General features: G+C 34.1%; 10 protein-coding genes and 1 pseudogene. All 11 read left to right on the top strand.

The features are described from left to right. Nucleotide 1 precedes the first annotated feature (1 nt). The 11 genes and pseudogenes from THEWI_RS08955 to pfkA all read left to right on the top strand — a co-directional run bounded on the left by THEWI_RS08955 (nucleotide 2) and on the right by pfkA (nucleotide 12,481). Nucleotides 2-990: pseudogene (locus THEWI_RS08955) on the top strand (acyl-CoA dehydratase activase-related protein). After that, nucleotides 987-2,063 carry a 2-hydroxyacyl-CoA dehydratase gene (locus THEWI_RS08950; protein WP_004401584.1) on the top strand — a complete coding sequence of 359 codons (1,077 nt, stop codon included), beginning with the start codon at nucleotides 987-989 and terminating at the stop codon, nucleotides 2,061-2,063. The pseudogene THEWI_RS08955 and the gene THEWI_RS08950 overlap by 4 nt, the downstream one beginning before the upstream one ends. 99 nt (nucleotides 2,064-2,162) lie before the next feature. Next, complete coding sequence (locus THEWI_RS08945) at nucleotides 2,163-2,963, top strand: helix-turn-helix domain-containing protein (protein WP_014063160.1); 801 nt, start codon at nucleotides 2,163-2,165, stop codon at nucleotides 2,961-2,963. Between the two features lie 13 nt (nucleotides 2,964-2,976). Beyond that, the gene (locus THEWI_RS08940; protein WP_014063159.1) at nucleotides 2,977-4,701 is read left to right on the top strand and encodes a glycoside hydrolase family 13 protein; all 1,725 of its coding nucleotides are present in this window, start codon (nucleotides 2,977-2,979) and stop codon (nucleotides 4,699-4,701) included. Between the two features lie 90 nt (nucleotides 4,702-4,791). Next, nucleotides 4,792-5,034 carry a hypothetical protein gene (locus tag THEWI_RS08935; protein WP_014063158.1) on the top strand — a complete coding sequence of 81 codons (243 nt, stop codon included), beginning with the start codon at nucleotides 4,792-4,794 and terminating at the stop codon, nucleotides 5,032-5,034. 95 nt (nucleotides 5,035-5,129) lie between these two features. Further along, complete coding sequence (gene whiA, locus THEWI_RS08930; RefSeq protein ID WP_014063157.1) at nucleotides 5,130-6,086, top strand: DNA-binding protein WhiA; 957 nt, start codon at nucleotides 5,130-5,132, stop codon at nucleotides 6,084-6,086. After that, nucleotides 6,086-6,352, top strand: a complete 267-nt coding sequence (locus THEWI_RS08925; RefSeq protein WP_003870522.1) for an HPr family phosphocarrier protein — start codon at nucleotides 6,086-6,088, stop codon at nucleotides 6,350-6,352. Before whiA ends, THEWI_RS08925 begins: the two co-directional genes overlap by 1 nt. Before the next feature lie 50 nt (nucleotides 6,353-6,402). Beyond that, a complete protein-coding gene (locus tag THEWI_RS08920; protein ID WP_003870521.1) occupies nucleotides 6,403-7,710 on the top strand; it encodes a DRTGG domain-containing protein in 1,308 nt (435 codons plus the stop codon). Between the two features lie 10 nt (nucleotides 7,711-7,720). Then, the gene (locus THEWI_RS08915) at nucleotides 7,721-11,158 is read left to right on the top strand and encodes a DNA polymerase III subunit alpha (protein WP_014063156.1); all 3,438 of its coding nucleotides are present in this window, start codon (nucleotides 7,721-7,723) and stop codon (nucleotides 11,156-11,158) included. 83 nt (nucleotides 11,159-11,241) lie between these two features. Further along, nucleotides 11,242-11,439 (top strand): hypothetical protein, encoded by a 198-nt coding sequence (locus THEWI_RS08910; RefSeq protein ID WP_014063155.1) that lies wholly within the window; start codon nucleotides 11,242-11,244, stop codon nucleotides 11,437-11,439. Between the two features lie 76 nt (nucleotides 11,440-11,515). Further along, complete coding sequence (pfkA, locus tag THEWI_RS08905) at nucleotides 11,516-12,481, top strand: 6-phosphofructokinase (protein ID WP_003868325.1); 966 nt, start codon at nucleotides 11,516-11,518, stop codon at nucleotides 12,479-12,481. The last annotated feature ends 9 nt before the right edge of the window (nucleotides 12,482-12,490 follow it).

Genomic DNA, 12,490 nt, shown 5'->3' with positions numbered 1-12,490 from the left:
AATGAGCAAGACTGTAGGAATACCTAAAGGACTTTTATATTACGATTTTTATCCAATGTGGAAGACTTTTTTTGAAGGTGTGGGAGCAAAAGTAGTGGTTTCCCAGGATACAAATAAAAAAATTCTTGATGAAGGAGTAAAAAACTGTGTTGAAGATGCTTGTCTTCCTGTTAAAACTTATGTAGGACATGTGATAAATTTAAAAGAAAAAGATGTTGATTATATATTTATTCCGAGGATTGTAAGTGTAGAAAGAAAAAAATACCTTTGTTCAAAGTTTTTAGGACTGCCAGATTTTATAAAAAGCTTAATTGGTGATTTACCACCTATTATAGATATTGAGATTAATTATTATAAAAATAACGATGAATTTACTCAAAATGAATTTATAAAAGTTGGTAGGATGTTTGGGAAGACTAAAGACCAATCTTTAAAAGCCTATTTTGAGGCTACCCACCAACAAAAAAGTTCGAGAGTTTGTTGAAAAAAGGTCTTACCAATTTAGAAGCTTTAAAAGTTTGGGAAGGAAAGAATTTGGTAAAAGAAGAAAGTAATTATGACCTTAAAATAGCCATCATTGCTCATCCTTATGATATTATGGATGAATACATAAGTATGGGGATTATTGAGAAGCTAAAAAACATGGGAGCACAAGTTTATACCATGGAAATGCTACAGAAAGATCTAATATTAGAAGGAGCATCAATGCTTTCAAAAGAAATGTTTTGGAACTATGAAAGAGATATTTTGGGAGCGGGATTGTATTTTTTAAAACAAAAGAATGTAGATGGGGTAATTATGGTTTCTGCTTTTGGATGTGGACCTAATTCTATGACAGAAGAACTATTGGAGAGGCTGTACAAAAAAGCGAAGGAGGTACCCTTTATGTTGATTACAATTGATGAACATTCTGGAGAGGCTGGCATTATGACGAGGTTGGAGGCCTTTACAGACCTTTTAAGATTTAATAAAAAGGCGGTGATGGTATGAAAATTACTTATCCCCACATGGGTTCTTTAAATATGATTTTAAAAACGATGTTTGAAGGAATCGGGGTAGAAGTGATAGACCCACCACCTTCTACTAATAAAACCTTGACCTTAGGAGTTAGAAATTCTCATGAATTTGCATGTTTACCCTTTAAAATCAATGTCGGAAATTTTATTGAGGCTCTTGATAGGGGAGCAGATACGATTATAATGTTAGGTGGAATTGGGCCCTGCAGATTTGGGTATTACGGTCAGGTGCAAAGAGAGATATTAAAAGATTTGGGCTATGACTTTAAAATGATAATTGTTGATCCACCCCATGGCAGGTTAATAGACTTTTTAAAAGAATTAGCTTCATATTTTCCTAATGTAGATGGAAAAACGGCTTTAAAATCTTTTGTATTTGCAGTGAAAAAAATGATAGCGGCTGATAAATTAGAAAAGTTTTTATTAAAATACAGAGCCCATGAAGATAAACCAGGTGTAACTACAAAAATATATGAAGAATATATGAAAAAGCTAGAAAAAGCCCAAAATGGCAAAGAAGTGGACAAAATAGTATCAGAGGCTATGAAAAAAATAAAGGAAAATGCAAATGTACGGAGGAAAATACAGCTTAAAGTAGCACTAGTGGGAGAAATTTATATGCTATTAGAACCCTTTACTAATATGGATATCAGCAAATCTTTAAATGAATTAGGGGTAGAAGTTACAAAAACAGAATATCTTTCAGATTATTTAATTAACAGCGCTTTTAAATTGCCTCAAAGGATGGAGTTTAAGAAAAACGCAAGAGGATATTTAGAAAGAGATATAGGAGGACATGGGCTGAACACTGTTGCAAATACCGTAAAATATGCTAAACTAAATTATGATGGTGTGATTCACATACTTCCCTTTACCTGCACCCCTGAAATAGTAGCTCAAGGAATAATTGCAAAAATTAGCCGAGATTACAATATTCCAGTAATGTCTTTAGTATATGATGAAAACACTGGGCAAGCAGGTTACCAAACCCGTTTGGAAGCTTTTGTGGATCTTTTGTATAGAAAAAGGATGGAGGTAATTTGCTGAAATCATCCTTTTAATTTTTATTTTTCCGAAAATAATGAAGGAAAAATGTATTTTGTGTGGAATATATAATAAGTGGATGGTTAGTAAGGGGTGATAGGTATGAATGAATTGGGAGAATTTTTAAAAAGTGAAAGAATTAAGAAGGGATTGACTCTTGAAGAAATTCAAGAAATAACTAAAATACGGACACGCTATTTGAAAGCTATTGAAGATGGAGATTTTAGCGTAATGCCTGCCATTGTATATGCCAAGGGCTTTGTGAAAAGTTACGCTGAGGCTTTAGGGTTAGATGGCAATGAGTTAGTAAAAAAGTATGAATATTTGTTTCAGGAGAAAGAGGAGGAAGCCATGCCTAATATAGAGACCACATCTTACAAAAAAGAGGGGAGAGATTTTTCACAATTTTTTTTGACTTTAAAAAAAGCAATAATTATTGTTTTAATAATAGGTATTATAGGATACGGTTTTTACTATTTTCTAAATCAAGTTAAAAAAGGACTTGCACCAATTCCACAACAAAATCAAAGTGAAGCTTCAACAATTTCGGAAGACAAAACAAATCCTTCACAGGAAAGCAATGCTTCTCAATCTACAGTAAAGACGTCGATTGAAAAAATAGCAGAGACTTCTAAAAAAATAGAATATAAAGTTGTTCCCTTTGGAGAAAGTTATAAAGTAGAAATAAGCGTACCTGGTGAAAAATGTTGGTTTAGTGTAAAAGTAGATGGAAATGTCGTTTATGAAGGCCTTATGACAAAGGATATGTCTAAAATTTTTGATGTAAAAGATAGTATTACTATCTTGATGGGTTATCCGCCAGCTGTTAAAATAACTGTAGATGGTGAGGAGCTACCAACAGTGCAAACACCGTCACCAGTTACAATAAATATACATACATAGAAAGGGGAAAGAGATGATAAAAGAAGCTATATTTCATAAAAGTGATATACCTTTCGCATATCCACTGAATGAAAATCAATTAAAGATAGTACTAAGGACTGCTGTATTTGATGTAGATAGGGTGTATGTTTTATACAAAGACAGATACGATTGGCTGGGAAAATTCAAAATAAAACCAATGGTATTAACTCATACCAACGAGTTATTTGATTATTATGAGACTACTTTAGAGCTTAATAAAAAATTTGTGTATTTTTTCTATTTGGTAGCTGAGGGGGGCGAGAAGTTATATTATACAGAAGCAGGATTTTACAAAAAAAGGCCAGAAAATCAGTTTTGGGGATTTTTCCATTACCCGTATATAGGAGAAAAGGATGTTTTTTTTGCTCCAGAGTGGACAAGCGATTGCATGGTGTATCAGATATTTCCTGAAAGGTTTAATAACGGTGATAAATCAAATGACCCTGAAAATGTAAAGCCCTGGGGTGAAAAACCTACTGCAGATTCTTTCTTTGGAGGAGATTTGCAAGGAATAATAGATAAAATAGATTATTTAAAGGATTTGGGTATAAATACTATTTATCTAACCCCCATATTTTTATCGCCTTCCACCCACAAATATGATACTACTGATTATTATACAATTGACCCCCACTTTGGTGATACGCAAAAAGCGAGAGAACTTGTGCAAAAATGTCATGACAATGGCATAAAAGTTATATTTGATGCCGTTTTTAATCACTGCGGATATGACTTTTTTGCATTTCAGGATGTTATTAAAAATGGTAAAAAATCAAAATACTGGGATTGGTTTAATATATACGAATGGCCAATTAAAACTCATCCAAAACCTTCCTATGAAGCTTTTGCAGATACTGTATGGAGAATGCCAAAACTTATGACAAAAAATCCAGAAGTACAGAAGTATTTATTGGAAGTAGCGGAATATTGGATTAAAGAAGTGGACATAGACGGCTGGAGGCTGGATGTTGCTAATGAGATAGACCACCATTTTTGGAGAAAGTTTAGAGAAGTTGTAAAGGCAGCTAAACCGGAGGCCATAATTGTAGGAGAGGTTTGGCATGATGCTTCTCCTTGGCTTAGAGGGGATCAGTTTGACAGTGTAATGAACTATCCTTTTAGAAATGCGGTTGTGGACTTTTTTGCAAAAAGGAAAATAAGTGCTTCTCGCTTTAATACAATGATTACAGAGCAACTTATGAGGCATATGGATAGTGTAAATAGGGTTATGTTTAATTTAATAGGAAGTCATGATACTGAGAGGTTTTTGACTTTAGCTAATGGCATGGTTGCGAGAATGAAGTTAGCATTAGTGTTTCAATTTACCTTTGTTGGAATCCCATATATTTACTATGGGGACGAGGTAGGAATGGTGGGAGATTATGACCCTGATTGCAGAAGATGCATGATATGGGAGGAGGAAAAGCAAAATAAAAGTATTTTTAATTTCTATAAAAAGTTGATTTCTATAAGGAGAGAAAATGAGGAGCTCAAATACGGAAGTTTCTGTACTTTATATGCTATAGGAAGGGTGTTTGCTTTTAAGAGGGAATACAAAGGTAAATCAATAATTGTTGTACTAAATAACAGTAGCAAGCAGGAAGTGATATTTTTGAATGAAGCAGAAGGGAAAGAAGATATTTTAAAGATGAAGGAATTAAAAAGAAGTGGAAATCTCCTTTATTTGCAACCTAACTCTGCCTATATTTTAAAGTAACCAATCTGAGTTTAAGTGAATAATATGAAGGTAGAAAAATAAAGGGGAATGAAAATTCCCCTATATTTTTTAAAAAACAGGGGTGATGGTATGAAAGATACATCCCGCTATGGCAGAGATTATCAATACTATAAGGATTATGAGAGATTGTATGGAAGTTACGACATTACAAAGCTTATCACATTAAAAAAATTAGTTGAAGCAAGTGAATATGAAGAGTGGAAAGATTACAAAGAGTTCAAGGAATGGTGTAATTCTGAAGAAAGACATAATTGGAAAAATTCACCTAAATATATTGAATGGGAAAAGAAAAATTATTGTAGTTTGTTATAGAAGTGTAAAAACCCCTTTTATTCATTTGTTTTTGAAAGGGGTTTTTTTTGAAATAATGTAGTATAATAAAGATAAGCCTGTTGAGGTGATGCTTTATGTCATTTTCTTCAGATACAAAAGACGAATTAGCAAGGATTTATCCTGAAGATGAAGAAAGTAAAATAGCAGAGTTAGCTGCTTTGATTAGGACGATAGGCAGCATTTCGATATATGGCAATAGGAAAATTTCTTTAACCTTTACTACAGAAAATGCCTCTGTGGCGAGATTAGTTTTTAAGTTAATAAAAGATTTATTTGGGATAATTCCTGAGACAATGGTAAGAAGAGGTAAGTATCTTAAAAAAACCTTAACCTATCTCATATTTGTACCTGATACAAAAATTGTAGAAGAAATTTTGGGTAAAGTTAAGATATTGAATTATGAAAAAGGTCATATAAAATTAAATTATGGGATAGACAAAAAGATTGTAAAAAACAGTAAAGCAAAAAAAGCTTATTTAAGAGGAGCTTTTTTAGGGGGTGGTTCAATAAGCGATCCTGAAAAAGCTTATCATATGGAGTTTATTACTCATAATTTAGAACACGGAAAAGATTTAAGCAAATTGATAAATTCTTTTGACTTAAATTCAAAGGTTATTGCAAGAAAAAATAATTATGTAGTATACTTAAAAGAAGGAGAGCAAATTGTTGATGTTTTAAATATAATGGGGGCCCACAGTGCTCTTTTGAACTTGGAAAATATACGAGTATACAAAGAAATGAGAAACAATGTAAATAGAATTGTAAATTGTGAAACTGCAAATTTGACAAAAACTATTAATGCATCTTTAAGGCAAATAGAGAGTATAAATTACATTAAAGAGACAGTAGGACTTGATTATTTGCCGCCTAATTTGAAAGAGGTGGCGGAACTCAGGATTAATTATCCTGATCTGAGCTTAAAAGAATTAGGACAAATGCTAGTTCCTCCTGTCGGTAAGTCAGGAGTGAATCATAGACTTAGGAAAATTGAAGAAATTTCAAAGAAATTGAAAGAGAGGAGAGTTCAATAATGAAAGAAGTTACGATTGAAATTAAAAATAAGACGGGGCTTCATGCAAGACCTGCAGCATTATTTGTACAAACTGCTAGCAAATTTTCCTCACAAATATGGGTAGAGAAGGATAACAAAAAAGTAAATGCCAAAAGTATAATGGGAATTATGTCTCTTGGAGTTTCACAAGGCAATGTTGTCAAATTGAGTGCCGAAGGAGACGACGAAGAGGCTGCTATAAAAGCATTGGTCGACCTCATTGAATCAAAATTCGGTGAGGAGTAAACAAAAAAGGTTTCTTTTTAGAAACCTTTTTTGTATAAAGGATGATAGTTATGAAAAAAAATGAAATTGTATTGGAATATATAAAAAATTTACCTGAAGGTACAAAAATTTCAGTAAGAGGTCTTGCACAGGCTTTACATATAAGTGAAGGTACTGCTTACAAAGCTATAAAGGATGCAGAAAATTTAATGCTTGTGACTACGATTCCAAGAGTGGGAACTATAAGAAGGAAACAAAAAGATCCATTTTTTGACCGTCTTACTTATGAGGTTATTACAGATGTAGTAGAAGGGACAGTATTAGGCGGCCATGGTGGAATGGGGATGGAACTTCACAAGTTTCTAATTGGAGCCATGACCATTGATGAAATGGTGAAGTACATAACTCCAGGGGACCTTGTAATTTTGGGAAATAGAGAAGATGCGCAGGAAGCGGCTTTGAAAGCAGGGGCAGCAGTGATGATTACAGGAGGTTTTGATACGTTACCTCACATAAAAGAACTGGCGGATAAGCTTTCATTGCCGCTTATATCTACTTCTTATGACACTTTTACTGTAGCGACTCTTATAAACAAGGCGATCAATGAAAGTATGACACGAAAAAAGATTTTGTACGTCAGCGACGTAATGACATATAATCCAATCTATATGACGCCTCAACAAACAGTAAAAGATTGGAAAAAATTATATACAGAGACTAAACATACCAGATATCCCGTTGTTGATTCTAAAGGGATGTTAGTCGGTATGGTAACTTCAAGAGATGTTGCCACTGCATCGGATGATGATAAAATTGGGAGTATTATGACTCCTAACCCTGTATTTGTAACGGATACTACTACGCTCTCTTATGCAGCCCATCTGATGATATGGTGGAATGTAGAGATACTACCTGTGACTCGTGGCAGAGAATTGATAGGACTTATAAGCAGGGAAGATGTAATTAAGGCCCTACATTATACGACAAAACAGCCCCAGATTAGTGAAGCTATTCAAGATACAATTTTTAAAGATTTTGATATGGAAAAAATAGAAAATGGAGTAAAATTTAAAGGTAAGATTCCTTCGATGATGATTAACCAATTTGGTACAGTAAGTAGCAGTGCCTTGATGATGTTAATGTGTGAATCTGGTATTTTTGCTATAACGCAGAATAAAAGATATGATGCAGTTTTGGATAATTTCTCAATTTATTTTATAAAACCCATGCGCACAGAAGAAGTAATAGAAGTTTTCGCAAAAATAATAGAGGTTAGTAATAATTTTAGTAAGTTGGAAATTCAAATCATTCATGAAAAAGAAGAAATTGCAAAGGCGTTGATGTCTGTCAGGCTTTCTAAAAGAATAAAGATGGCTTAGGTGATATATTATGTTTGTCCATTTACACGTTCATTCTGAATACAGTTTACTTGACGGTTCTTGCAGAATCAAGGATTTAATTGCTAAAACTAAAGAGTTAAACATGAAAGCCATAGCTATTACAGACCATGGAGTGATGTATGGCGCAATAGATTTTTATAAAGAAGCAGTAGCACAAGGAATAAAACCTATTATAGGCTGTGAAATTTATGTAGCCCCTCGAAGCATGCAGGATAGAGAATATGGGATTGATAATGAAAATTATCACTTGGTGTTACTGGCAAAAGATATGACAGGGTATAAAAATTTAATGAAGATAGTGACTGTGGCTTCAATTGAGGGCTTTTATTATAAACCGCGAGTTGACAGAGAGTTTTTAAAAGAGCACAGTGAGGGGCTAATCGCTTTAAGTGCTTGCCTTGCAGGAGAAGTTCCCTCTTATATCTTAAGAGGTGAGTATGAAAAAGCGAAAGAGGCAGCACTTTTTTACGACTCTATTTTTGGACGAGGGAATTTTTATTTAGAACTGCAGGACCATGGAATTTTAGAACAGCAAAAGGTAAATAAAGAGCTTATAAGACTATCCAAAGAGACAGGAATACCTTTAGTTGCTACTAATGATGTACACTATCTTGAAAAAAAAGACGCAAAAGCTCATGAAGTGCTTTTGTGCATTCAAACAGGGAAGACAATTGATGATGAAGATCGCATGTCTTTTCCAACTGATGAATTTTATTTAAAATCTCCAGAAGAGATGGAGAATCTTTTTTCTTGTTGTAAAGAGGCCATTGAAAATACTGAGAAGATTGCAGACATGTGCAATGTAGAATTTGAGTTTAATAAGACGAAATTGCCCAAATACGATTTGCCAGAAGGCGTTGATTCCTATGAATATTTGAGAAATTTATGTTATGAAGGATTGTACAAGAGGTACAAAAATCCAAGCAAAGAAGTGATTGAAAGATTAGATTACGAACTTTCTGTGATAAAGCAAATGGGATATGTGGATTATTTCCTCATAGTGTGGGACTTTATAAAGTTTGCAAAAGACAACGGGATTATGACGGGACCAGGAAGAGGTTCTGCGGCAGGTAGTTTGGTAGCCTATACGTTGGGAATAACCAACATAGATCCTATAAAATACAACCTTCTTTTTGAGAGGTTTTTAAACCCTGAGAGGGTCAGCATGCCTGATATTGATTCAGACTTTTGTTATGAGAGAAGACAAGAAGTAATTGATTACGTTGTAAAAAAATATGGTAAGGACAATGTGGCTCAAATTATAACTTTTGGTACAATGGCGGCGAGAGCGGTTATAAGGGATGTAGGAAGGGCTTTAAATTATCCCTATGCAGAGGTAGATACAATAGCTAAAATGATTCCTTTTGAATTGGGAATGACTATTGATAAAGCTTTATCTTTAAACCCTGAACTTAAAGCGCGATACGAAAATGAAGAAAAAGTAAAACAGCTTATTGATATTTCCAGGTCTTTAGAAGGCCTTCCTAGACATGCCTCTACTCATGCTGCGGGAGTAGTAATATCAAAAGAACCCCTTGTCAACTACGTGCCACTGCAAAAAAATGAGGATTCCATAGTGACCCAATTTCCGATGACCACCCTTGAAGAGTTAGGACTTTTGAAGATGGACTTTTTGGGACTGAGAACTTTGACGGTTATAAGGGATACAATTGAAATGGTAAAAAAGAACAAGGGTGTGATTATAGACTTTGATTCTATGGAGTACGATGACCCTAAAGTTTATGAACTTATATCAAAAGGGGAAACAGAAGGAGTTTTTCAATTAGAGTCTCCAGGAATGAAACAGTTTATGACAGAATTAAAGCCTAAAAACCTTGAGGACATAATAGCAGGAATTTCTCTCTATCGCCCCGGACCTATGGACCAAATTCCAAGATATCTTGCAAATAGAAATCACCCAGAGAGTATAGTCTATGACCATCCTCTTTTAAAGCCAATTTTAGACGTAACTTATGGCTGCATGGTGTATCAGGAGCAAGTTATGCAAATTGTAAGAGATGTCGCTGGTTACTCTTTAGGCAGGTCTGACTTGGTAAGACGAGCTATGGCTAAAAAGAAAATGGATGTAATGGAACAAGAAAGAAAGAATTTTATCTATGGGATAGTTGATGAAGAGGGAAATGTGATAGTTCCAGGGGCTTTAAGAAATGGATTAGACGAGGCAACTGCTAATAAACTTTTTGACGAAATGCTAGATTTTGCAAACTATGCTTTTAATAAATCTCATGCTGCGGCTTATGCTGTTATAGCTTATCAGACTGCATATTTGAAAAGGTATTATCCTGTAGAATTTATGGCAGCTCTTTTAAACAGTTTTGTAGATAACTTGGACAAGATTGCTTTTTATGTTCAGGTGTGTAAAAAAATGGGTATAAAAGTGCTACCGCCAGATATAAATGAGAGTGATTCATATTTTACAGTGGTAGAGGATAAAATAAGGTTTGGCCTTAGTGCAGTAAAAAATGTTGGTTTAAATATGACAATGGAAATCGTAAGTGAAAGAGAAAGAAATGGGAAATTTAAATCTGTAGTCGACTTTTTTGAGAGGATGCAGGACAGTCAATTAAATAAAAAAGCAGTGGAAAGCTTAATTAAAGCAGGAGCTTTTAGTTCTTTTGGAGTGCGGCGTTCTCAACTTCTATCAGTATATGACAAATTAATGGAAAATATAAAGAAAAATAGAAATAATAATTTAAATGGGCAGATTTCTTTATTTGGAGAAGTAGAACAAAGTCATGGGGTGGAATTTGAATTTCCTGATTTAGAAGAATTTCCTAAAAACAGATTGTTGTCCATGGAAAAAGAAACTTTAGGTCTTTATATAAGTGGGCATCCTCTAGAAGAATACATGGAGGATATTCCTAAAATTACTAATGCCACTACTTTGGATTTTAAAGTTAGCGAAGAGGAAATGTTTCAGCCTAAATTGCAAGATAACCAAGAAGTAGTGATAGCAGGAGTTATAGCTACAAAAAAAATTAAATTTACCAAAAATAACAATATGATGGCTTTTGTCACAATTGAGGACTTATATGGTACTGTAGAAGTAATAGTATTTCCAACTGTATATGAAAAGTATTCCAGTATAATAAAAGAAGACAACCCGGTTGTAGTGAGAGGAAAGGTTAGTTTAAAGGAAGAGGAAGAGCCTAAGATTTTATGCGATGAAATTAAGCTGTTGTCACAAGCGATAGTGAAAAAACTTTATCTTAATTTGCAGGATTCTACAAAGATTGAGATTGTTAAACAAATATTACGTAAAAATCCTGGTAATATGCCAGTAGTTTTAAAGCTTAATAGTAAAAAATTATTGGCGGCTAATAGAGACTTGTGGGTAAATGGAAGTAAGGAATTAATTAAACAACTGTATGTTGTTTTAGGAGAGGAAAATGTCAAAGTAATTTGAAATAAGCATTTGCAAATTTTTGAGTTGATAACTGCAAAAAAATAGATTAAAATATAATTTAGAAATACTAAGGAGGCCGTTTTATGTGGACGGTAATATACATGGCACAAGATATGGAGACAGCAGAAAAGGTCAAAGACGTTTTAACAAAAGAAGGTTTTTTGGTAAAATTGCGTCAACTTAATAAAAAAATAGACAAAAAAGGTTCTTATTGTGAGGTTTTGGTTCCAAAAGCAGAAGCTCAAGATGCGCAAAGCATTATTATTGAGTATGGCTTATAATTTTTTGCCCGAAAGGGCTGCTTTAACGAAAATGGGACAAGTAAAGTCCATGTGGGATAAAATGAGGAGGTAAAGTATGAAAACAATTGGTATACTTACGAGTGGTGGAGATGCACCAGGGATGAACGCAGCTATAAGGGCTGTGGTGAGGACAGGAATTTATTATGGGCTTAAAGTAAAAGGTATTATGAGGGGATATGCAGGCTTAGTAGAGGATGAAGTTATTGACTTAAATCTTTCTTCAGTAGGAGATATATTGCAAAAAGGCGGTACTATTTTGAGAACTGCTAGATGTGAAGAATTTAAGAAAAAAGAGGTGCGCAAAAAAGCTTACGAAACCCTTCAAAAACATGGAATAGAAGGTCTCGTTGTAATTGGAGGAGATGGCTCTTTTAGAGGAGCCCAGCTTTTGAGTGAAGAATGGAATGTAAATACAATTGGAATTCCAGGTACAATTGACAATGACATACCTTGTACAGATTATACAATAGGTTTTGATACAGCTTGTAATACTGTTATTGATGCAATAAATAAAATAAGGGATACTGCTACTTCCCATGAGAGAGCAAATATAATAGAAGTGATGGGAAGAAATGCGGGTTACATTGCTTTGTATGCTGGTCTAGCTGGTGGAGCGGAGATGATTATACTTCCTGAAGTGGAATGGAGCATCGATGAACTTTGCGATAAAATTACTTACGGGATAAAGAGAGGAAAGCTTCATCATATAATTGTCCTTGCAGAAGGAGTTATGAGCGCTCCAGAACTAGCGAAAATGATTAAAGAAAGGCTACCAAAATTAGACTTAAGGTATACTATTTTGGGGCACATTCAAAGAGGTGGAGCTCCTACAGTGATGGATAGGGTATTGGCAAGCCAAATGGGAGCAAGAGCAGTGGAGTTGCTTTTGGAAAATAAAACTAAGAGGATAATAAGTATACGAAACAATCAAATTGTAGACGATGATATAGATGAAGCCCTTTCCATGAAAAAGGAGTTTAACAGAAAACTTTATGAGCTCAGCAAGATATTGTCTATATAAATAAATTTT

This window comes from Thermoanaerobacter wiegelii Rt8.B1, assembly GCF_000147695.2.
GTDB lineage: Bacteria > Bacillota > Thermoanaerobacteria > Thermoanaerobacterales > Thermoanaerobacteraceae > Thermoanaerobacter > Thermoanaerobacter ethanolicus.
This window is presented reverse-complemented; position numbering and strand designations above follow the sequence as displayed.